15 protein-coding genes are annotated in these 23,389 nt (G+C 66.0%); 9 read left to right on the top strand and 6 right to left on the bottom strand.

From position 1 onward, the window contains the following. The first annotated feature begins 9 nt into the window (after positions 1-9). Together BGI01S_RS05570 and BGI01S_RS29410 are read left to right on the top strand one after the other, a co-directional pair. On the top strand, positions 10-2,589 hold the full coding sequence (locus BGI01S_RS05570; RefSeq protein WP_042323110.1) for a [protein-PII] uridylyltransferase: 2,580 nt from the start codon (positions 10-12) through the stop codon (positions 2,587-2,589). A 6-nt stretch (positions 2,590-2,595) separates the two neighbouring features. After that, entirely contained in the window at positions 2,596-4,662 is a 2,067-nt protein-coding gene (locus BGI01S_RS29410; RefSeq protein ID WP_084585282.1) for a pseudouridine synthase, read from the top strand. Positions 4,663-4,808: 146 nt separating this feature from the next. Here BGI01S_RS29410 and def read toward each other — a convergent pair whose 3' ends face one another. From def to BGI01S_RS05535, 5 genes are all read right to left on the bottom strand, one after another. After that, on the bottom strand, positions 4,809-5,342 hold the full coding sequence (def, locus tag BGI01S_RS05555; RefSeq protein ID WP_042323105.1) for a peptide deformylase: 534 nt from the start codon (positions 5,340-5,342) through the stop codon (positions 4,809-4,811). Further along, entirely contained in the window at positions 5,339-7,405 is a 2,067-nt protein-coding gene (gene ligA / locus BGI01S_RS05550; RefSeq protein ID WP_042324429.1) for an NAD-dependent DNA ligase LigA, read from the bottom strand. The genes def and ligA overlap by 4 nt, the downstream gene beginning before the upstream one ends. Positions 7,406-7,680: 275 nt before the next feature. Beyond that, complete coding sequence (locus BGI01S_RS05545; RefSeq protein WP_042323104.1) at positions 7,681-8,997, bottom strand: cell division protein ZipA C-terminal FtsZ-binding domain-containing protein; 1,317 nt, start codon at positions 8,995-8,997, stop codon at positions 7,681-7,683. A 115-nt stretch (positions 8,998-9,112) separates the two neighbouring features. Continuing rightward, positions 9,113-12,631, bottom strand: coding sequence for a chromosome segregation protein SMC (gene smc, locus BGI01S_RS05540; RefSeq protein ID WP_042323102.1), 3,519 nt, complete (start codon positions 12,629-12,631; stop codon positions 9,113-9,115). Between the two features lie 148 nt (positions 12,632-12,779). Continuing rightward, complete coding sequence (locus BGI01S_RS05535) at positions 12,780-13,775, bottom strand: DMT family transporter (RefSeq protein ID WP_042323100.1); 996 nt, start codon at positions 13,773-13,775, stop codon at positions 12,780-12,782. 725 nt (positions 13,776-14,500) lie between these two features. Here BGI01S_RS05535 and dapC point away from each other — a divergent pair. The 6 genes from dapC (at position 14,501) to cls (ending at position 20,713) form a co-directional block, all read left to right on the top strand. After that, the gene (gene dapC / locus BGI01S_RS05530; protein ID WP_042323098.1) at positions 14,501-15,730 is read left to right on the top strand and encodes a succinyldiaminopimelate transaminase; all 1,230 of its coding nucleotides are present in this window, start codon (positions 14,501-14,503) and stop codon (positions 15,728-15,730) included. Positions 15,731-15,834: 104 nt separating this feature from the next. Beyond that, on the top strand, positions 15,835-16,662 hold the full coding sequence (gene dapD / locus BGI01S_RS05525) for a 2,3,4,5-tetrahydropyridine-2,6-dicarboxylate N-succinyltransferase (RefSeq protein ID WP_042323096.1): 828 nt from the start codon (positions 15,835-15,837) through the stop codon (positions 16,660-16,662). Beyond that, positions 16,662-17,027 carry an ArsC family reductase gene (locus BGI01S_RS05520; protein WP_042323094.1) on the top strand — a complete coding sequence of 122 codons (366 nt, stop codon included), beginning with the start codon at positions 16,662-16,664 and terminating at the stop codon, positions 17,025-17,027. Before dapD ends, BGI01S_RS05520 begins: the two co-directional genes overlap by 1 nt. A 121-nt stretch (positions 17,028-17,148) precedes the next feature. Then, a complete protein-coding gene (gene dapE, locus BGI01S_RS05515) occupies positions 17,149-18,288 on the top strand; it encodes a succinyl-diaminopimelate desuccinylase (protein ID WP_042323092.1) in 1,140 nt (379 codons plus the stop codon). A gap of 17 nt (positions 18,289-18,305) precedes the next feature. Further along, a complete protein-coding gene (prmB, locus tag BGI01S_RS05510; RefSeq protein ID WP_042323090.1) occupies positions 18,306-19,190 on the top strand; it encodes a 50S ribosomal protein L3 N(5)-glutamine methyltransferase in 885 nt (294 codons plus the stop codon). A gap of 71 nt (positions 19,191-19,261) precedes the next feature. Continuing rightward, entirely contained in the window at positions 19,262-20,713 is a 1,452-nt protein-coding gene (gene cls, locus BGI01S_RS05505) for a cardiolipin synthase (RefSeq protein WP_042323089.1), read from the top strand. Positions 20,714-20,764: 51 nt separating this feature from the next. Here the strand turns inward: cls and BGI01S_RS05500 are convergent, their stop codons facing one another. Further along, positions 20,765-21,244 carry a glutathione peroxidase gene (locus BGI01S_RS05500; protein WP_042323087.1) on the bottom strand — a complete coding sequence of 160 codons (480 nt, stop codon included), beginning with the start codon at positions 21,242-21,244 and terminating at the stop codon, positions 20,765-20,767. 136 nt (positions 21,245-21,380) lie between these two features. Here BGI01S_RS05500 and BGI01S_RS05495 point away from each other — a divergent pair, with 136 nt between their 5' ends. Continuing rightward, the gene (locus tag BGI01S_RS05495) at positions 21,381-23,333 is read left to right on the top strand and encodes an ATP-binding cassette domain-containing protein (RefSeq protein WP_042323085.1); all 1,953 of its coding nucleotides are present in this window, start codon (positions 21,381-21,383) and stop codon (positions 23,331-23,333) included. The last annotated feature ends 56 nt before the right edge of the window (positions 23,334-23,389 follow it).

The following is a 23,389-nucleotide window of genomic DNA, read 5'->3' as shown; positions in this document are numbered from 1 at the left end:
ACCCTGCCAATGAGTAGTGTTCCAGTCGTCGCCCAATCCCATGCCACGTCGCTAAAGGCGGACTACAAAGTGGCCAAAGCCCAGTTGCTGGAACGCTTCAAAACGGCCACCAACGTCGATGCGTTGATGGCCGCCCTCGCGCGCGCCACGGACGACTCGCTGCGCGCCGCCTGGGACACCTGCGAATTGCCCGACGAACTGGCGCTGCTGGCTGTCGGCGGCTATGGGCGGGGCGAACTGGCGCCGCACTCCGACATCGACATTCTGGTGTTGCTGCCCGACGCGCCGCTCGACCATCTGGAAGCGCGCATCGAGCGCTTCATCAGCCTCGCGTGGGATCTCGGGCTGGAACTCGGCAGCAGCGTGCGCAGCGTGTCGCAATGCATCGAGGAAGCCGCCAACGACGTCACCGTGCGCACCTCGCTGCTGGAAGCGCGGCGCATCACGGGCAGCGCGGCGCTGTTTGACGACTTCGCGGTCCGCTACCGCGCGGCGCTCGACCCGAAGGCGTTCTTTCAGGCGAAAGTGCTGGAAATGCGCCAGCGTCACGCCAAGTTTCAGGACACGCCGTACGCGCTCGAACCCAACATCAAGGAAAGTCCGGGCGGCCTGCGCGATCTCCAGCTGATTCTGTGGATCACCCAGGCGGCCGGTTTTGGCAGCAGCTGGCGCGAACTCGAAGCGCGCGGGCTGATTACCGAGCGCGAGGCGCGCGAACTGCGCCGCAACGAAAGCTTTCTGAAATCGCTGCGCGCGCGGCTGCATGTGATCGCCGGGCGTCGTCAGGACATCATGGTGTTCGACCTGCAGACGCCGGTGGCCGAGAGCTTCGGCTACAAGCCGACCGTCACCAAGCGCGCGAGCGAACAGCTGATGCGCCGCTATTACTGGTCCGCCAAGGCCGTCACGCAGCTCGCCACGATCCTGATCCAGAACATCGAGGCACAGCTCTTCCCTAGCACGAGCGGCATTACACGCGTGCTGTCGGAGCGCTTCGTCGAAAAGCAGGGAATGCTTGAAATCGCCAGCGACGACGTATTCCAGCGCGAGCCGAACGCGATCCTCGAAGCCTTCCTGCTGTACGAGCAGACGCCGGGCGTGAAGGGCCTGTCGGCGCGCACGCTGCGCGCGATCTACAACGCGCGCGACGTGATGGACCAGCACTGGCGGCGCGACCCGGAAAACCGGCGCCTCTTCATGGCGATCCTGAAGCAGCCGGCCGGCATTACGCACGCGTTGCGCCTGATGAACCAGACGAGCGTGCTCGGGCGCTATCTGCTGAATTTCCGCCGTATCGTCGGACAGATGCAGCATGACCTGTATCACGTCTACACCGTCGACCAGCACATCCTGATGGTGCTGCGCAATCTGCGCCGCTTCGCGGTGGCCGAGCACGCGCACGAATATCCGTTCTGCAGCCAGTTGATCGTCAACTTCGACCGGCCGTGGGTGCTGTATGTGGCCGCGCTTTTCCACGACATCGCCAAGGGCCGCGGCGGCGATCACTCCACGCTCGGCATGGTCGACGCGCGGCGCTTCTGCCGCCACCACGGCATCGAGGGCGACGACGGCGAACTGGTCGTGTGGCTGGTGCAGCAGCATCTGACGATGAGCCAGGTCGCACAGAAGCAGGACACGAGCGACCCGGAAGTCATCAAGCGCTTTGCCGAACTGGTCGGCACCGAGCGCCGCCTGACCGCGCTCTATCTGCTGACCGTGGCCGACATTCGCGGCACCAGCCCGAAAGTCTGGAACACGTGGAAAGGCAAGCTGCTCGAGGACCTGTATCGCGCAACGCTGGCCGTGCTGGGCGGCGCGCGGCCGGACGCGCATTCGGAGCTGAAGTCCCGCCAGGAGGAAGCGCTCGCGCTGCTGCGCCTCGAAACCGTGCCGGAAGGCGCGCAAAAGGCGCTGTGGGACAAGCTCGACATCGGCTACTTCCTGCGCCACGACGCGGCGGACATCGCATGGCAAACACGCGTGCTGTACCGCCATGTCGAAACGCCCACACCGATCGTGCGGGCTCGCCCGTCGCCGATCGGCGAGGCGCTGCAGGTGCTGGTGTACGTGAAGGATCAGCCCGATCTGTTCGCCGGCATTTGCGCGTATTTCGACCGCAACAGCCTGTCGGTGCTGGATGCACGGGTCAGCACGACCCGTCACGGCTATGCGCTCGATAATTTCCTCGTCGCGCATACCGAAGAAGACGTGCATTATCGCGATATCGCGAATCTGGTCGAGCAGGAACTGACCGCACGCCTCACGGGCCACGGAACCCTGTTGCCGGGACCGTCGAAAGGCCGCTTGTCGCGGCTGTCGCGGACCTTCCCTGTTACGCCGCGCGTCGATCTTCGGGCCGACGAGCGCGGCCAATACTACATCCTGTCCGTGTCGGCGAACGACCGGCCAGGCCTTCTTTATTCGATCGCGCGCGTGCTGGCCGAGCACCGGGTCGGCGTCGCGTCGGCGCGGATCAATACGCTCGGCGAACGCGTCGAAGACGTGTTCCTGCTGGACGGGCACGGTCTGTCGGACAACCGCCTGCAAATTCAGGTCGAGACCGAACTGCTGCGCGCGATTGCAGTGTGAGATTTCATGCGAGTCAAATTAACAGCCAAGCACCCGCGGCCGGCTTCGTCCGAACGCGCCCCTGTCCGTACCGGTAGCACGTCGGCGCGTAAGCCGACGCGCCCGGCGGGACCGAAACCGTCGACGGCGGGTTTCAGCGGCGCGCGGGGTGAAGGCGCTGGCGCAGCGGGCGGCGGCAAGCGGCCGGCGGGCGGTAAGCCCGCGGGTGGCGGCGCACGCGCGCCGCGCGCTGAAGGATCGTTTTCGCGCGAGCGGGATGCGGGCGCGCCGCGCGGACCGCGCGGCGCGCCGTCGGATCGGCCGCCACGCCGCGAAGGGGCCGGCGGTGCGCCGCGCAGGTTCGAAGGTGCGGGCGGCGGCGAGCGTGGTGAACGTGCTCCGCGTCGCGCTGAAGGTGCGGGCGATCGCGGTGAACGCGCTCCGCGTCGGTTCGAAGGTGCAGGTGATCGCAGTGAGCGTGCGCCGCGCCGCTTCGAAGGCGCGGGTGATCGTGGTGAACGTGCTCCGCGTCGCGCTGAAGGTGCCGGCGATCGCGGTGAACGTGCGCCGCGTCGGTTCGAAGGTGCAGGTGATCGTGGCGAACGCGCACCCCGTCGCTTTGAAGGTGCCGGTGATCGCGGTGAGCGCACACCCCGTCGCTTCGAAGGTGCAGGCGATCGTGGCGACCGTGCCCCCCGCCGCCCGGAAGGTGCGGGCGATCGCAGCGAACGCACCCCGCGCAGTGTCGGCGACCGCCCGCCGCGCCGCGACGACGGCGAACGCCGTCCGTTCAGCGGTGCGCGTCCGGGCGCCGGCCGTCCGTCGGACGCCGGAGCGCGTGGCGAACGCCCGGAGCGTCGTGAACGCGACGCCTCCAATCGTCCCCGTTTCGGCAGCGACCGCGGCGCGCCGCAAGAGCGCCGTGGCGGCGAGCGCGGCCCGCGCAGCGACAGCGCGCCGCGCCGTTTCGAAGGCGAACGCGGCGCGTCCGAACGCGGCGAACGCAGCTTCGCAAAACCGGTGAAAAGCGGCTACGCCGATCGCTCGGACCGTCCGGCACACGCCCCGCGTGACGACCGTGGCGACCGGGGCGAGCGCGCGCCGGCCAGGCGTGAATTTGCCGCCCGCCCGTCACGCGACGGTGAGCGCAGCGAACGCCCGGCCCGCGGCTTCGACAAAAACCTGCCGTCCGCGCCGCGCCGCTTTGGCGACGACCGTCCCGCCCGCGCCGACAAGCCGCGCGGCCCTGCATCGACGGCCCGCGCCGAACGCCGCGATGCCGAGCGCGATGCCGATGCCACGCCGCGCACCCCGCGTCGCGATTACGAAGACGCGCCGGGTATGCTGCGTCTGTCCAAGCTGATGTCCGAACTCGGCCTGTGCTCGCGTCGCGAAGCCGACGAGTGGATCGAAAAAGGCTGGGTGCTGGTGGACGGCGAACGCGTCGACACGCTCGGCACCAAGGTTCGTCCGGATCAGCGCATCGAGATTGACCCGGCAGCCGAAGCCGCGCAGGCGAGCCAGGTGACGGTGTTGATTCACAAGCCGGTCGGTCTGGTCTCCGGCCAGGCGGAGGACGGCTATCAGCCGGCCATCACGCTGGTCACGCCGGAAAATCGCTGGGAAGGCGACCATTCGGAAATCCGTTTCTCGGTCGCGCATCTGCGCCAGCTTGCGCCGGCCGGCCGGTTGGACATCGACTCGACGGGCCTGCTGGTATTGACGCAGGACGGCCGCGTCGCCAAGCAGTTGATCGGCGGCCATTCGGAGATCGACAAGGAATACCTGGTGCGCGTGGCCTTTGGCGAGCACACCGTCGACGTCGAAAGCCACTTCCCGCCCGAAAGCCTCGAACTGCTGCGCCACGGCCTGTCGCTCGACGACGTGCCGCTGAAACCGGCGCAAGTGGAATGGCAGAACGGCGAGCAGTTACGCTTCGTGCTGCGCGAAGGCAAGAAGCGCCAGATTCGCCGGATGTGCGAACTGGTCGGCCTCGAAGTGATCGGCCTGAAGCGGGTGCGGATGGGTCGCGTGATGCTGGGCGCGCTGCCGCCGGGCCAATGGCGCTATCTGTCGGCGGACGAGCAGTTCTGACGATGCCGCAAGCGCCCATCCAGCTACGGATAAGGCGTACGCCCCAACAAAAAACCCACGCAGATGCGTGGGTTTTTTGTTGCCTCAAAGATCGGCGCGGTTAAAGCGTTGCGCGCTCGACCCGCGCCACGCACATCGCCACAGCGTCAATCGTCGCTATTCGGGTCCATGTCCGGGAACAGCACCTCGGTGAAGCCGAACTTCGCGAAATCGTTGATCCGCATCGGATATAGCTTGCCGATCAGGTGGTCGCACTCGTGCTGCACGACGCGCGCGTGAAAACCCTCTGCCACCCGATCGATCGGTTTGCCGTACTGATCGAAGCCGTGATACTTGATCATCGAAAAACGGCTCACCGCCCCGCGCAGCCCCGGCACCGACAGACACCCTTCCCAGCCCTCTTCCATATCGAGCGAAACCGGCGTGATGGTCGGATTGATCAGCACCGTTTCCGGCACGGGTGGCGCATCCGGATAGCGCTCGTTCTTGCCGAAGCCGAAGATCACCACCTGCAGGTTGACGCCGATCTGCGGTGCGGCAAGGCCCGCACCGTTCGCGTCGTGCATGGTCTCGAACATGTCTTTGACGAGTTCATGCAGTTCAGGCGTGTCGAAGTGATCGACCGGATCGGCAATGCGCAGCAGGCGCGGATCGCCCATCTTGAGAATTTCGCGAATCATGACTGCCCCTCCAGGAGCTTATGCATACCATCTTCGTCGAGTACGGGGATGCCGAGTTCCTCGGCCTTCGCCAATTTGCTGCCCGCGTCGGCCCCCTCCACCACATAGTCCGTTTTCTTCGACACGGACCCCGCCACTTTCGCGCCCGCCGCTTCGAGCATTTCCTTCGCCGCTTCGCGCGACAGGTTCGGCAACGTGCCGGTCAGCACCACGGTCTTGCCGGCCAGCACACCCTGCGGCGCTTTCGGCGCGGGCGGCCCTTCCGGCCACGTGACCTTGCCCGGCGCGCGCAGTTGCTCGATCACCGTACGGTTGTGTTCTTCGGCGAAGAACTGATGGATCGCCTCGGCGACCACCGGCCCCACGTCGTTGACTTCCAGCAGCGCGTCGACCGACGCGTCCATGATCGGATCGAGCGAACCGAAATGCTTCGCCAGGTCTTTCGCGGTCGACTCACCCACGTGGCGAATCCCGAGCGCGTAGATGAAACGCGCGAGCGTGGTGTGCTTGGCCTTTTCGAGCGAGTCGAGCAGGTTCTGCGCGGACTTTTCCGCGAAGCGGTCCAGTTCGGCGAGCGTCGCGAAGCCGAGGTTGAACAGATCGGCCGGCGTGCGCACCAGATTCTGCTCGACCAGCTGGTCGATGATCTTCTCGCCGAGTCCGTCGATGTCGAGCGCGCGCCGCTGCGCGAAGTGCCATAGCGCCTGCTTGCGCTGCGCCGGGCAAAACAGCCCGCCGGTACAGCGCGCAATCGCCTCGTCGGGCAGCCGTTCGATGTTCGAGCCGCACACCGGGCACTGCGTCGGCATCACGAACTCGCGGGCGTCGTCCGGACGGCGGTCGAGCAGCGCGCTCACCACTTCGGGAATCACGTCGCCGGCACGCCGCACGATCACCGTGTCGCCGATGCGGATGTCCTTGCGACGCACTTCGTCTTCGTTGTGCAGCGTGGCATTGGTGACCGTCGCGCCGCCGACGAACACCGGCTCCAGCCGCGCGACCGGCGTGATCGCGCCGGTGCGGCCGACCTGCACGTCGATCGCGACGAGCTTCGTCAGCGCTTCCTGCGCGGGGAACTTGTGCGCGAGCGCAAAGCGCGGCGCGCGCGACACGAAGCCGAGCGCGTCCTGCTCGTCGCGCCGGTTGACCTTGTAGACCACGCCGTCGATGTCGTACGGCAGCGACTCGCGCTTCTCGCCGACCGCGTGGAAAAAGCCCAGCAAGCCTTCGGCGCCCTGCACCACCGCCCGTTCGCCGTTCACCGGCAAGCCGAGTTCCTTGTACCAGTCGAGCAGTTCGCTATGCGTGGCCGGCATCTCGATGCCATCGAGCACACCGATGCCATACGCGAAAAACGACAGCGGCCGCTGTGCGGTGATCTTGGAATCGAGCTGCCGCAAACTGCCCGCCGCCGCGTTGCGCGGATTGGCGAATTCGCGCTGTTCGGCCGCGCGCTGACGTTCGTTCAGACGTTCGAAGTCGCGCTTGAACATCAGCACTTCGCCGCGCACGTCGAGCACACGCGGCACGCGTTTGCCTTTGAGCTTGAGCGGAATGGAGCGGATCGTGCGGACATTTTCCGTGACGTTCTCGCCGGTGGTGCCGTCGCCGCGAGTGGACGCCTGCACGAACACGCCGTCGGCGTAACGCAGCGAGATTGCGAGGCCATCGAACTTCAACTCGGCCGCGTAATCGACCGGCACCGGCGGCTCGCTCGCGTTCTTGCCGAGCGCATCGCCGACGCGTTTGTCGAACGCGACGATGTCCTCGTCCGCGAAACCGTTGTTCAGCGACAGCATGGGCAGGTCGTGCACGACCTGCTCGAAGCCGCTCGCCGCTTCGCCGCCCACGCGCTGGGTCGGCGAGTCCGGCACGATCAGGTCCGGATGCTCGGCCTCGATACGCTCCAGTTCCTTGAACAGCTTGTCGTACTCCGCGTCGGGCAGGTCCGGCTGATCGAGCACGTAGTACGCGTAGTTCGCGCGTTCGAGTTCCGCGCGCAGCCAAACGGCGCGCTCGGCCGGAGCGCTGGGTGCGGGGGAGGAGACGGGGGTTCTGGCCATGCTGTCGGATGGTTCTTGTTGAAATTCGGACATTGGATTATCGCAGGAAGCGTGCCCCTTTACATCGGCCAGTTGGGCGGGATGTCGGGGTTGTTTTCGGCTCCCTGCGAGCTGACTGCCGCCTGCTTTTGCGCAGGCACCGGCGGGCCCCGGCGAACTCGCGCGCGACGCGTTGCGGCCCGCGAACTCGCCATGCCCAACGTCGCCGATGCACCGTCCAAACGACGACGGCCGCACATCGTGCGGCCGTCGGAAACGCTGAGAAACGCACGGATTTACTGGCTGAACAAGCGCCGTGTGGCGGGCGAGCCCGCCGGAATCCCCGCCTGTTCAAGCTTCGCGTAGAGCGTCATCAACTGTTTCTCGATTGCGAGCAATGCGGTTTCCGGCAACGGACGGCGGCCGTCGTCGACCACCCGTCCGCCGATACGCTCGGCGAGCGACTTCGCGTAGTCGCACATCAGGCGGAACGGCAGGATGTCTTCGTCGGCGACCGGCACGTCGAGCACCAGCGTGATCATCTGGCCGCCCTTGTACGTGAGGTCGTCACGCAGGAAGTTGGTGTCGCCGAATTGCAGCATGAACACCGGGCTCTGCCGCGAGTCGAGCTTGACGAAACGCGTGCCGTCGCGCGAGAGCAGCAAACCGTCCTGCGACGCCACCGCCTGCACGTAGTTGGCGGACCACGGCGCGCCGTCTGACAGCACGTTGATCGACAACTGTGCGTCGCACTGCGCGGCGAAGCCGTCGAGCTCGCGCGCCATCGCCACCGTTTCGACCATGTCGGGGAATTCCGGCGATGCGTCGAGCGCGTCGGCGAACTGCTGCACGCCGGTCACGAACTCCGAGAACTCCAGTTCGTTGAGCGCGCCGCTGCGATTGGCGAGCTGCGCGGCCGCGCGCAGTTCTTCGTAGCGCGCGCCGTTCTGCAACAGTTCCCACGCGCCGCCTTCGAGCTTGCCTTCGATATGCACCGGCTTGCTGCCGGCGCGACGCAGACGCTGCGCGAGCGGAATCACCTTGTCGCCGGCAACCGGGCCGTTCAGGCGAATCGGCACGATGCAATCGATCCGCCGATCGACGATGGCTGGCGGCGCCGACGAGATCGTCGTGGCGGCGGGCAGAATCGGTTCGACCGGCTCGCCGGGCTCGCGCGCGGCCGGTGCCGGCTGCGCGAACTTGTCCGCCTTATCGGACTTGTCGGCCGTGTCTGTCTGAACGCCTTCGCCTTCAGCCTCGGCCACACCCTCGGCTTCCGGGAAACCGTTCGGCGTGACGGTGTCGGCCTGGATATCGGCGGGTGTGTCGAGCGGCGCGGCGCCCGTGCCGAAGGTCGGCTCGACGCGCGCTTCCGTCGTCTCCGCCGCCGTGTCGGCGCCCACCACCGGTTCGCGGCGAATAGTCGGCCGGGCCGGTTCGATGAACGGGCTTTGTTCCTCCTGATCGTCCCGCGCGAAGCTCTCGGCGGCTTCGGCCGGCATCGGCCGCGGCATCTTGCGGCGCACCTTCGCGCTCTGCCACGCGTTGTACACGACCACGCCCCCGACCACCACGGCACCCGCGCCGATCAAACCGAGTGTCAACTCGTCCATGCATGCTCCATCAGCAATTCTTCTATCTACGCGGCGATGCGTCCGCTCCCTCTGTCGCGCGGCCAGTCAATCAAGCCGCTGCGCCGGACCGCGGTCGCCCGCGAAGGCTTTTAACTTAAACGATATTCTGGGCGAAACCCGCCGCCGTTTCCATGTCGACCGCGACGATGCGCGACACGCCCTGCTCCTGCATGGTCACGCCGATCAGCTGTTGTGCCATTTCCATCGCGATCTTGTTGTGCGAGATGAACAGGAACTGGGTTTTGTCCGACATCGCCCGTACCAGGTTCGCGAAACGTTCGGTGTTGGCGTCGTCGAGCGGCGCATCCACTTCGTCGAGCAGACAGAACGGCGCCGGATTCAGCTGGAACATCGCGAACACGAGCGCGGTCGCGGTCAACGCTTTTTCGCCGCCCGACAGCAGGTGAATCGTCGAATTCTTCTTGCCCGGCGGTTGCGCCATCACCTGTACGCCGGCGTCGAGAATCTCGTCGCCGGTCATGATCAGCTTCGCCTGGCCGCCGCCGAACAGACGCGGGAACAGCTCGCCGAAATGACGGTTCACTTCGTCGAAAGTGCCTTGCAACAGCGTGCGCGTTTCCGCGTCGATCTTGCGGATTGCGTCTTCGAGCGTTTCGATCGCGCTGTTCAGATCGGTCGATTGCGAGTCGAGGAACGACTTGCGTTCGGTCGCCGCCTTCAACTCGTCGAGCGCGGCCATGTTGACCGGGCCGAGCGCGGTGATCGCGTTGTTGATGCGCGTGACTTCGCCCTGCAGGTACGACGGCTTCATATCCGGCGTGAGCTTGGCCTGTAGCTCAGCCTCGTCGACCCCAGCCGCCGCGAGCTGCTCGATGAACTGCTCGCCGTTCAGGCGCGCGGCCTGTTCCTTTAACTGCAATTCGTTGATACGGTCGCGCAGCGGCTGCTGCGCGCGCTCGGCGGTGAGACGGGTTTCGTCGGCGGCGCGCAGTTTGGCGGTCAGGTCGTCCAGTTCGAGACGCGCGGCGTGCAGCGCCTCTTCCTTGGCCGAACGGATGTCGAGCGCGTCCTGCAAACCGGTGTGCGCGGTCTGCTCGTTGATCGTTTCGAGTTCGGCGCGCGCATCTTCCAGCGACGCCGCGACCCGCTCGCTTTGCTCGTGCGCGACCTGGATGCTGCGCTTCAGTTCGTCGATGCGGTTCGCCATGTTGCGCGCGGCAAAGCGCGCGTCGGTGGCGGCGCGGTCGAGGTCGCGCGCCTGGCCGCGCGCGGTGGTCAGTTCTTCGTCGAGCGCTTCGAACGCCAGTTGGTGATCCTCGAAACGCGCCTGCAATTCTGCAAGCTCGCCGTCGTGCCGCTCGAAGTTCGCCTCCGATTCCGCACGCATCGCGCGCTGCTCTTCGATCTGCGCGGTGATCTCTGCGAGTTCCTCGCGAATCTGCGTGCTGCGCTGTGTGTAACGCTCATGCGCCTGCGTGAGCTTGAGCACATCCATCTGCAACGCGTGCACGCGCTGCGTCGCGCGCTCGGCCTGCTGACGCACGTCGGTCAGCGCCTGGGCGGCTTGCGTGTGCGCGGCTTCCGCGCGGATCGCGGCGGCCTTCGCTTCATCGGCGAGCAGGGCCTGCGCGCGCACCTGGCGCGCGAGGTTCTCGATTTCCTGCTGACGGGCCAGCATGCCGGCCTGCTCGGAATCGGCGGCATACAACTGCACGCCGACGCGCGTCACCACGTGACCCGACTTCACGACAAACGAGCCGCCTTCCGGCAATTGCGAGCGCATGCCGAGCGCCTGCTGCAAATCGTCGGCGACGAACGCGAGGCCCAGCCAGTCGTTCAGCACCGCGCGGATGCCCGCGTCGTCGATACGCACCAGCGACAGCAGCGGCCGCAACGACGGCGGCGCGGCAGCCGGCTGACCGGCGGCCGGCGGCGCGTAGAACGCGAGCTTGGCCGGCGGCGCATCGGTAGCGAACGCCTTGACCCAGTCGAGATTCGACACTTCGAGCGCGGCGAGCCGTTCGCGCAACACCGCTTCGAGCGCGTTTTCCCAACCGGCCTCGACATGCAGCTTCTTCCACAGACGTGGCAGTCCGCCCAGTTCGTGCTTGTCGAGCCACGGCTGGATCTTGCCTTCGGTCTGGACGTTTTCCTGCAACTGCTTGAGCGCGGCGAGGCGTGCGTCGAGCTGATGAATCTGCGCGCTTTCGGCCTGCACGCGTTCCTGCGCGGCGCGGCGTTCGCCGTCCAGACGCGGCAGCGTTTCCTGCGCATCGGCGAGACGCGCCTGCGCGTCGTGCAGAATCTCTTCGTGCTCAGCGAGCTGCATGCGCAGGTCTTCGAGCTGCGCTTCGTCGGGGGCATCGAGTCCGCCCGCTTCCTGCTTCAGGCGCTCGTGGCGCTGCTGCAACTGCTGCAACTGCTGATCGGCATTGCGCTGATGCGCGGCTTCGAGCTTCAACGCCTGCTCGGTCTGCGCGATGCCGCCACGTTCCGCGTTCAGCTCCGTCTGCGCATCGCGCCAGCGCGCTTCGAGCGCAGGCAAAGCGTCGTGCTTCGCGGCGGCTTCGTCTTCGGCGAGCGCGGCCTTTTCTTCAGCGACGGCCAGTTGTTCTTCGGCGTCCTCGATATCGCCCTGCGCCTTTTCGGCTTGCGACTGCCACTGCCCGCGCTGCGCGGTGAGCGCGGCGATCTGCGCCTGTACGCGATTGCGCGATTCGACGATGAACTTGATCTCGGCTTCGAGGCGGCTGACTTCCGCATTCGCCTCGTAGAGCGCGCCTTGCGCACCCTGCATCGCGTCGCTCGCCGAGTAATGCGCGACCCGCAGCGTTTCGAGTTGCGCTTCGACTTCGCGCAGCTTCGCGGTCTGCGCTTCGAGGTCGATCTGCGCCTGTTCGATCGCGCGTTGCTGGCGTTCCTGCTCGCTGCCGGCTTCGTTCTTGCGCAACAGCCACAACAGCCGCTGCTTCTCTTCACCGTCGGTCTGCAGCTCCTTGTAGCGCGTGGCGACCACGGCCTGCGCTTCGAGCTTCTCGAGATTCGTGCCCAGTTCGCGGACGATGTCCTCGACCCGTGTCAGATTTTCACGCGTGTCGTGCAGACGGTTCTCGGTCTCGCGACGGCGTTCCTTGTACTTCGACACGCCCGCGGCTTCTTCGAGAAACACGCGCAGCTCTTCCGGCTTCGCCTCGATCAGGCGCGCGATCATGCCCTGCCCGATGATCGCGTACGCACGCGGCCCGAGGCCGGTGCCGAGGAAGATGTCCTGGATGTCGCGGCGGCGCGCCGGCAAATTGTTGATGTAGTAGCTCGAGGTGCCGTCGCGTGTGAGCACGCGCTTTACGGCGATTTCGGCATACTGGCCCCACTGGCCGGCGGCGCGTCCGTCGGCGTTGTCGAACACGAGTTCGACGCTGGCGCGGCTACCCGGCTTGCGCGCGGTCGAGCCATTGAAGATCACGTCCTGCATCGACTCGCCGCGCAACTCGGAGGCGCGCGATTCGCCGAGCACCCAGCGCACGGCATCGATGATGTTGGACTTGCCGCACCCGTTCGGTCCCACCACGCCAACCAGCTGGCCCGGAACCTGGAAATGCGTGGGATCGACGAATGACTTGAAGCCAGCGAGTTTGATCGAGGTCAGACGCACGGCGATTTCGCTGTTTGAAAAGGGAAAAAATAAGTGGCTCGTGAAGGCCGCCTGAACCGTTCGCCGATTCGGCGAAGCGGCCCGCGAACCTTCGCGACACGGGCGCCGACGGCACGCGGTCAGACATGCGCCGGCCAATGAGGGGCAATCATACCATCGCACGTGGGCGATTCTTACCGCCCTTATGGTCGTTGCGAGCTGTATCGCATCCGTCGTCGAGGCTCGCGTCTTCGCTGGCCGGATCGGGCGGGATCGCCTTGCTCCGATGCACCCAGCTGGACAACGCCGAAGCCAGCACGATGCACACGCCGCCGGCCCATTCGCGCGAGCCGGGGCTCTCGCCGGCGAACAGCCACGCGGACAACGCCGTGACGACGATCTCGAACAGCATGATGATCGACGCGCGGTTGGCCGGCACGCGCGCGAGGCCGTACTGCACCAGCATATTGTTTGACGCCAGCAGCAGACCGAGGCCCAGCACGAGCAGCGCGGCGGTGCCGAGATGCGCGCCGGTGGGCGGCGCGGGCATTGCTTCGAACAGCGACGCGCACGCGCTGAACAGCGCCGCGCCGCCGAAGATCGTCGCGGTGCGCATCTCCGGCCTCATGTCAGGCAATACGCGGCTCGTCTTGAGGATCAGCACGTTACTCATCGCGAAACCCATACCGCCGGCGAGCCCCGCCCATTCGGCGAGATTGCCCGGCACCGGCAAGCCGAGCTGGGGCGACCACAGCATGGTCATCGCGCCGGCCAGCGACAGCGCCGCGAGACCCGCGCCCGCCCACGTGAGCCGCTCGTGCAGGATGAAGTGCGCGAACAGCGCGGTCCATGCGGGGGTGAGATAGAACAGCAGCAGCACACGCATCACCTGGCCGTGGATCGAGCCCCACACAAAACCGAGATTGGTGATGCCCGCGGCCAGCGCGAGCGCGGGCAGCAGCCAGTGCCAGCGCACCGTTTTGAGGGCGCGGCGGCGCACCAGCAGCACGAACAGGCAGCCGCCGCCGCTCGTCAGCGCGCTGGCCGCGGTGCCGGTGACGCCGAGGGCGGCAAGCATGCGCAGCGGATACCAGATCATTCCCCACACCGACGCGCCCAGCATGATCGCGAGCGTCGGCCAGCTCGTGCGAAGCCAGTGGTTCATGGCGCGGGGCTCCGGGCGGGCGTGTGGCGGGCGTCGGTCGATACGGCTTGCGGGGAAGCTCGCGTGGTGTGGTCCGATACAGTTCGCGTGGTGTGGTCCGATACGGCACGCGCGGCAATGCTCGCGGTGTTGTCCGACGCGACGCGCGTGGGCTTGCCTGCCGGGTTGCCCGCTGTCGCTGTGTTGCCCATCGTCTTACCGTCCAGACCCGCAGCGCGCTCGTATCCGCGTGGTCCGACTGTGACTGTCTCCTGCCCTGCTGCGTACATTGCCGCTCCTGCCTGTTTTTGCGCGAACCGTCCGCGGTTCGCGCCGTTCCCGCTGCCACGCATTCGCTGCGCCGCCTGGCGGGTAGCGCCGTCACTTGTCCGCGCGCCGTCTTTCGATTGCTACGCGGTCCCCCGGCGTTGGCACAGCGGTGACTGCCAACGCGTACCGATGCGCCGCGCTGACCGACTCACCTGTTGACCGCTCATCGGCTCTTCGGCGGGCGGCGGCCAGCGACCTGCCAGCGCTACGCCACCCGCCTCACGATCCCGGCCGCATTGTCCGCCGCATCAGGCGCGCACGCCATGCGCGCCACGCTATAATCATCCGCTCGCCGCCGCTGCCGGCCGGTTCGCCCCACGCGTTTCATGCGCGAGTTGCGCAACCCCGCCGGCGCGCATGCCCAGCATCTTCCAGCATCCGTCTGCGCCCATCTTCGATCAGGCTCGATCCGCCCAGTGAACCCGCTACTCGATTCCCTACAGTCCTACCCGTTCGAAAAGCTGCGCGTGCTTTTCAAGGACGTCACGCCGCCCGCCGGCCTCGCCCACATCAGCTTCGGCATCGGCGAGCCGAAACATCCGACGCCCGCGCTGATCCGCGACGCCGTGGTGGCTTCGCTCGGCGGCCTTGCCGCGTATCCGGCCACGCTCGGAATGCCTGCGCTGCGCGAGTCGATCGCGAACTGGGTCACTCAGCGCTACAACCTGCCACCGGTCGATCCGGCCACCCAGGTGCTGCCGGTGTCGGGCTCGCGCGAGGCGCTGTTCGCGCTCGCGCAGACCGTGCTGGACCCGAGCCGTATCATGGGCAACGCGGCCGGAAGCGAGCCTGCGATCGTACTCTGTCCGAACCCGTTCTACCAAATCTACGAAGGCGCCGCGCTGCTCGGCGGCGCCCAGCCGTACTTCGTCAATAGCGACCCGGCGCGCAACTTCGCGTGCGACTACTCGGCGGTGCCGGCCGACATCTGGGCCCGCACGCAACTGCTGTACGTGTGCTCGCCCGGCAATCCGACCGGCGCGGTACTTACGCTCGACGAGTGGCGCGAACTGTTCGCGCTGTCCGACCGCTACGGCTTCGTGATCGCGTCCGACGAGTGCTACTCGGAAATCTATTTCGACGAAGCCAATCCGCCGCTCGGCGGCCTGGAAGCCGCGCACAAGCTCGGCCGCGGCTTCGAGCGGCTGGTGATGCTGTCGAGCCTGTCCAAGCGTTCGAACGTGCCGGGCATGCGCTCGGGGTTCGTCGCGGGTGACGCGGCGATCCTCAAGGCGTTCCTGCTGTACCGCACGTACCACGGCGCGGCGCTCTCGACGGTGTTCCAGAGCGCCAGCATCGCCGCGTGGAACGACGAAGCGCACGTGCGCGAGAACCGCGCGAAGTATGTGCAAAAGTTTTCCACCGTCACGCCGATGCTCGCCGAGGTGCTCGACGTGCGTCTGCCGGACGCCGCGTTCTACCTGTGGGCGGACGTCTCGCGCACCGGCCTTTCGGACACCGAGTTCGCCCAGCGCCTGTACGCCGACTATAATGTGACGGTTCTGCCGGGTTCGTTCCTCGCGCGTACCGCGCACGGCGTGAACCCCGGCCGCAATTTCGTGCGCCTCGCGCTGGTCGCCGGCGTCGACGAGTGCACCGAGGGCGCGCAGCGGATCGTCGATTTTTGCCGCGCGCTCGCCGGTTGAGTTTCGCGAGGCTATCGGGGTGACCGAACCTCGAAGCCTCGCAAGCGAACTCCCGACGCACCGCATCCCCTCTTCAGACTTCAACTCTTCAGAAAATCACGCATATGTCGCAACAACTTCAGCAGATCATCGACACCGCCTGGGAAAACCGCGCCGAGCTGTCGCCCAAGGCCGCTCCGGCCGACGTGCGCGAAGCCGTCGCCCACGCCATCGAGCAACTGGACAAGGGCCTGCTCCGCGTGGCCGAAAAGAAGGACGGCGACTGGGTCGTCAATCAATGGCTGAAGAAGGCCGTGCTGCTGTCGTTCCGCCTGGAAGACAACGCGCCGATGCCGGCCGGCGGCTACTCGCAGTTCTACGACAAGGTGCCGTCGAAGTTCGCCAACTACACGGCTGAGGACTTCGCCGCCGGCGGCTTCCGCGTGGTGCCGCCCGCGATCGCGCGCCGCGGCTCGTTCATCGCGAAGAACGTCGTGCTGATGCCGTCGTACACCAACATTGGCGCCTACGTCGACGAAGGCACGATGGTCGACACGTGGGCCACCGTCGGCTCGTGCGCGCAGATCGGCAAGAACGTTCACCTGTCGGGCGGCGTGGGCATCGGCGGCGTGCTGGAGCCGCTGCAGGCGAATCCGGTCATCATCGAAGACAACTGCTTCATCGGCGCGCGCTCGGAAGTCGTCGAAGGCGTGATCGTCGAAGAGAACTCGGTGATCTCGATGGGCGTGTACCTCGGCCAGAGCACCAAGATTTACGACCGCGAAACCGGCGAAGTCACGTACGGCCGCATTCCGGCGGGCTCGGTGGTGGTGGCGGGCAACCTGCCGTCGAAGGACGGCTCGCACAGCCTGTACTGCGCGGTGATCGTCAAGAAGGTCGATGCGAAGACCCGCGCGAAGGTCGGCCTGAACGAGCTGCTGCGAGGCGATTGATGGCGCGCGGCACGAAAACTGTCGTGTACGGCATCCCGAACTGCGACACCGTGAAGAAGGCCCGCGTGTGGCTGGAAGAGCACGGCGTCGAGTTCGAGTTTCACGACTTCAAGAAGCATGGCGTGACCGAGCCGCTCGTGCAGGACTGGCTGAAGGACGTCAAGCTCGACGCGTTGCTGAACCGTCGCGGCACCACGTGGCGCGCGCTGTCCGACGACATGAAGGCGGCCGCGGACACGCAGCCGGGCGCGATCGCGTTGATGATTCACAAGCCGTCGGTGATCAAGCGGCCGGTGCTGGTGGTCAACGGCCGGGTGAAGTCGCTCGGTTTTTCCGCGGATGAATACGCGGCGCTGTTCGCGTAAGCGGGAGCAAGCAGTAAGCAGTCAGCGCGGCCCACGCCGCGCGCATCAAAAGCTGTTGCCGGCTGCGGTGTCCAACCGCCAGCCGGCATTTTTTCATTTCAAAGTGGCTTGTACTGAATCCATGTCCGGCACCCTCGCCCTTACCGAACAACTGATCGCGCGCGCGTCCGTGACGCCCGACGACCAGCATTGCCAGCGTCTTCTGATCGAGCGTCTGTCCGCGCTCGGCTTCGAGCACGAGACGATCGAATCGAATGGCGTGACCAACCTGTGGGCCGTCAAACGCGGCGTCGACGGCACCGGCGGCAAGCTGCTCGCGTTCGCGGGCCACACCGACGTGGTGCCGACCGGCCCGCTCGAACAATGGCATTCGGCGCCGTTCGAGCCGACCCAGCGCGACGGCAAGCTGTACGGCCGGGGCGCGGCGGACATGAAGGCGTCGATTGCCGGCTTCGTGGTGGCAAGCGAGGAATTCGTCGCCGCGCACCCCGCGCATCGCGGCTCGATCGCCTTCCTGATCACGAGCGACGAAGAAGGCCCGGCCACCGACGGCACCGTGAAGGTGGTCGAAGCGTTGCAGACACGCGGCGAGCGCATGGACTACTGCATCGTCGGCGAACCGACGTCGAGCGCGCAATTCGGCGACATGGTGAAGAACGGCCGGCGCGGTTCGATGTCGGGCAAGCTGATCGTCAAGGGCGTGCAAGGCCATATCGCGTATCCGCATCTGGCGAAAAATCCGGTGCATCTGCTCGCGCCCGCCCTGGCCGAGCTGGTGGCCGAACGCTGGGACGACGGCAACGAATATTTCCCGCCCACCACGTGGCAGGTGTCGAACATTCACAGCGGCACCGGCGCGACCAACGTGATCCCCGGCCACGCGGACGTGATGTTCAACTTCCGCTTCTCGACGGCGAGCACGGTCGAAGGTTTGCAGGCGCGCGTGCATGCGATCCTCGACAGGCACGGCCTCGAATACGATCTGCAATGGAACGTGAGCGGGCTGCCGTTCCTGACGCCGCGCGGCGATCTGTCGAACGCGCTCGCGAAGGCGATCAAGGACGAAACCGGCGTCACGACCGAACTGTCGACCACCGGCGGCACGTCGGACGGCCGCTTCATCGCGCGCATCTGCGAGCAGGTGATCGAATTCGGCCCGCTGAACGCCAGCATCCACAAGATCGACGAACATATCGAAGTCGCACACATCGAGCCGCTGAAGAACGTGTATCGCCGCGTGCTCGAACAACTGATCGCCTGACCCAAGGACTATTTGCGATGACGCTCCCGTTTTCCACTGTTCGCGACCTGCTGCGTTTCGCGGTGTCGCGCTTCAATCAGGCCGAGCTGTCGTTCGGTCACGGCTCCGCCAACGCCTACGACGAAGCCGCCTATCTGGTCCTGCACACGCTGCATCTGCCTTTGGACCTGCTGGAGCCGTTTCTCGACGCGCGGTTGAGCGCGGCCGAAATCGACGCGGTCCTGAACGTGATCGAGCGCCGCGCCGCCGAACGCGTGCCGGCCGCGTACATCACGCAGGAAGCGTGGATGCACGGCTTCCGCTTCCACGTCGACGAACGTGTGATCGTGCCGCGTTCGTTCATCGGCGAATTGCTGCAGGACGGTCTGCAGCCGTACGTGGAAGATCCCGAACAGGTGAGCGCCGTGCTGGAGTTGTGCACCGGCTCCGGGTGCCTCGCGATTCTCGCGGCGCACGCGTTCCCGAATGCGGACATCGACGCGGTGGATCTGTCGGCGCCCGCCCTCGAAGTCGCGACGCGCAACGTCACCGACTACAAGCTCGACGACCGCATCGCGCTGTTCGAAGGCGATCTGTACGCGCCGCTCGCCGAGCGCCGCTACGACGTGATCATCAGCAATCCGCCGTACGTGAACGCGGCATCGATGCAGGAGCTGCCCGCCGAGTACAAGCATGAGCCGAACATGGCGCTCGCGGGCGGCGCGGACGGCATGGACATCGTGCGCCGGATCATCGCCGACGCGCGCAACTGGCTGACCGAAGATGGCGTGCTGGTGGTCGAGATCGGCAACGAGCGCGCGCACGTCGAAGCGGCGTTCGGCGGTCTCGATCTGGTGTGGATGTCCACCAGTGCCGGCGACGACAACGTGTTCCTGATTCAGGCGGCGGATCTGCCGGTCTGAGGTTCTCCCGGCTGGTGGCGCAGGTGCGCTGCGGGTAACGCCGCAGCGCTTCGCCAACCCTTAGCGAGCTTATGCAATTCGACCTGCTTCACGTCGGCCCGCTGGTCGCCCTCGCCCACATCCTCGGCGTGATCGCCGCGTGCCACGCGATTCTCAACACCCGTACGTCGCAAGGCGCGATCGCGTGGGCCGTGTCGCTGGTCGCGATGCCATATCTCACGCTGGTGCCCTACCTGTTCCTCGGCCGCAGCAAGTTCGCCGGTTATGCGGACGCGCGCCGCGTCGAAAATGAACTACTGCGCACGCGCGCGCATCCGCCGGAATGGGACACGCAGGCTTCGTCGGCGGGACTGCCGACACAGCAGCTCGGCTTCAGGTTCGTGCATTCGCTCACGCGCCTCGGCGGCATGCCGTTCCTGCCGGGCAATTCCGTGCGCACGCTGGTGAACGGCGCGGCCACCTTCAAGGCCATCTTCGAAGCGATCGAAGGCGCGCGTCACTACGTGATCGTGCAGTTCTTCATCGTGCGCGACGATGCGCTCGGCGAGATGCTCAAGGACGCGCTGATCGCCAAGGCTAGCCAGGGCGTGCGCGTCTACTTCCTGTACGACAGCATCGGCAGCTTCGATCTGCCGCACCGCTACGTGGCGGCGCTGCGCGCGGGCGGCGTGGAGACGCATCCGTTCGCCACCAATCGCCGCTTCGTCAACCGCCTGCAACTGAACTTCCGCAATCACCGCAAGATCGTCGCGGTGGATGGCGAATGCGCGTTTGTCGGCGGCCATAACGTGGGCGTCGAATATCTCGGCGGCAAGCCGCCGTTGTCGCCGTGGCGCGATACGCATATCGAGGTGCGCGGCCCGGCGGTCGCGAGCATTCAGTTCGTCTTCACCGAGGACTGGCACTGGGCCACGCAGCAATTGCCCGAGTTCGACATGCCGGCCCCGACGCCGGGCGACTCGCCCGATAGCCAGGGCATGCACTGCCTCGTCGTGCCGAGCGGCCCGGCCGACAAACAGGAGACCTGTTCGCTCTTTTTCGTAGAGGCGATCAACGCGGCGCGCGAGCGGATCTGGATCACCACGCCCTACCTCGTGCCCGACGAAGCGGTGTTCGCGGCGTTACGGCTCGCCGTGCTGCGCGGCGTCGACGTGCGCATCCTGATTCCGTGCCGGCGCGATCACCGCGTGGTGTTCGCCGCGTCGAAGCTGTATGCGTACGACTCGCTGCGCGCGGGTATCCGCATCTTCCGCTATCAACCGGGTTTTCTGCATCAGAAGGTCATCCTGATCGACAGCGTGGCGGCCGCGATCGGCAGCGCCAATCTCGACAACCGCTCGTTCCGGCTGAACTTCGAGATCATGGTGCTGACCGTGGATCGCGGCTTCGCGCAGGAAGTCGAAACGATGCTGCTGAACGATTTCGCCGAGTCGCTCGAAATCGATCGCAACGAGTATCGCCAGGCAAGCGCGCTGCGGCGTGTGCTGCTGCATGTCGCGCGCCTTTTCTCACCGATTCTGTAGGCGTTCTGCCGAAGGCGCCGCGCCATGCGAAGCGGCGTCATCAACGCAGCCTCACAACTGCTTTTCGATATCCTCGACGATCGCCTCGGGCTTGGTCAGCGGCGCATAGCGCTTCACCACATTGCCGTCGCGGCCGATCAGGAACTTGGTGAAATTCCACTTGATCCCTTCGAGGCCCAGCAGCCCCGGCGCCTCGCCCGTCAGATAGCGGAACAGCGGATGCGCGTTCGCGCCGTTCACGTCGATCTTGTCGAACATCGGGAAGGTCACGCCGTAGTTCTTCTCGCAGAAACTGCCGATCTGCGCGGCGTCGCCCGGCTCCTGCTTGCCGAACTGGTTGCACGGAAAACCGAGCACCGCGAGCCCGCGCGCCGCGTAGGTGTCGTACACCTTTTGCAGGCCCGCGTACTGCGGCGTGAATCCGCATTCGCTCGCCGTGTTGACGATCAGCAAGACCTTGCCTTGATACTTCGTGAGGCTCACTTCCTCGCCGCCAAGCGTGCGTGCCGAAAACGAATAAATCGATGTCATATGCTCTCCCCCGTGAAAGCCGTCAGTCTATGCCAAAAGCCGCGCCATAACAGTCGGCCGAATGGCCGATCCCCACTGAGCGCCCGGTGTCACGCCGGGCAGTCTAAAATAGCGGTTTTCTTCAGCCGGCCTCTTCGTGATCCGCTTTAATCAGTTCAGCCTCGCGCGCGGCACCAAGCCGCTCTTCGACAACACCACGTTCACCCTCAACCCCGGCGAAAAGGCCGGCCTCGTGGGGGCGAACGGCGCGGGCAAGTCGACGCTATTTGCCGTGCTCCTCGGCGAACTGCATGCGGACGGCGGCGACTTCTCCATGCCGCCCACCTGGCGCATCGCGCACGTCGCGCAGGAAACGCCCGCCGCCAACAAGACCGCGCTCGACTACACGCTCGACGGCGATGCCGCGTTGCGCGCAATCGAAGCGCGCATTGCCGCCGCCTCCGCTGCGCACGACGGCGCGGCCGAAGGTGAAGCGCACGCGGCATTCGCGGACGCCGACGGCTACACCGCGCCCGCGCGCGCCGAAGCGTTGCTGCTCGGCCTCGGCTTCACGCTCGACCAGACGCGCGAGCCGGTCAGCAGTTTTTCGGGCGGCTGGCGCATGCGGCTGAATCTCGCGCAGGCGCTGATGTGCCGCTCCGATCTGCTGCTGCTCGACGAGCCGACCAACCACCTGGACCTCGACGCGATCGTCTGGCTCGAAGACTGGCTGCACCGCTATCCAGGCACGCTGATCGTGATCTCGCACGACCGCGAATTCCTCGACTCCGTGTGCAACGTCACGCTGCATCTGGAGCAACAGCAGATCAAGCGTTACGGCGGCAACTATTCGCAGTTCGAAGTGCTGCGCGCACAGCAGCTCGCGTTGCAGCAGAGCGCGTATGAAAAGCAGCAGCGCACGGTCGAGCATCTGCAGAGCTACATCAACCGCTTCAAGGCGCAAGCCACCAAGGCGCGTCAGGCGCAAAGCCGCGTGAAGGCGCTCGAAAAGATGGAGCTGATCGCGCCCGCACATGCGGCGTCGCCGTTCACGTTCGAGTTCCGCACGCCCGACTCCGCGCCGAATCCGATGATGGTGATGGAAGACGTGCGCTGCGGCTATCACGGCGAAGACGGCGCCGAAATTCCGATCGTCGAGCGCGTGATGCTGTCGATCCAGAACGGTCAGCGCATCGGCCTGCTCGGCGCGAACGGCCAGGGCAAGTCGACGTTGATCAAGACGCTCGCCGGCACGCTCGAAGCGCTCGGCGGCCACGTGCGTGAGGGCAAGGGTCTACGCATCGGCTATTTCGCGCAGCATCAGCTCGAAACGCTGCGCGCCGACGACACGCCCTTGCAGCACCTCGCGCGTCTCGCGCCGGACACGCGCGAACAGGAACTGCGCGACTTCCTCGGCAGCTTCAACTTCTCCGGCGAGATGGCGACCTCGAAGATCGCGCCTTTTTCCGGCGGCGAAAAAGCGCGTCTCGCGCTCGCGTTGATCATCTGGCAGAAGCCCAATCTGCTGCTGCTCGACGAACCGACCAATCACCTGGATCTCGAAACGCGTCACGCGCTGACTATGGCGCTCGCGCAATTCGAAGGCACGTTGATTCTGGTGTCGCACGACCGGCATCTGCTGCGCGCCACCACCGATCAGTTCATGCTGGTCGCGAAGCATCGTCTGACGGAATTCGACGGCGATCTCGACGATTACCGCGACTGGCTGCTGCAACACGCGGCCGAACAGCGCGCGGTGCTCAAGGCCAGCGGTGCGGCGAATGGCGCGAACGGCGGCTCGGACGGCGGCGCGGATAACGGCGTGAATCGCAAGGAGCAGCGCCGCCTCGAAGCGGAGACGCGGCAGAAACTCGCGCATCTGAAAAAGCCGCTGCAAAGCCGCATCACGAAAATCGAAAAGGAAATGGACGCGCTCAACACGGAGAAGGCGACGCTGGATGCGTTCGTCGTCGATCCGGCCAGCTACGAGCCTGAGCAGAAGAACAAACTGACGGAGGCGATCCGCCGTCAGGCAGATGTGAACGCGCGCCTCGAAGTGCTCGAAGCCGAATGGCTCGAGACTCACGAGGAACTCGAACAAATCGGCTAGCGGCACGCTGTTCCGGTCCGCGCCGGCACCGACGAGAGGTTGGCCTTGTCTTCCGC

Origin of the sequence: Paraburkholderia ginsengisoli NBRC 100965 (assembly GCF_000739735.1) — a bacterium.
Taxonomy (GTDB): Bacteria; Pseudomonadota; Gammaproteobacteria; order Burkholderiales; family Burkholderiaceae; genus Paraburkholderia; species Paraburkholderia ginsengisoli.
This window is presented reverse-complemented; position numbering and strand designations above follow the sequence as displayed.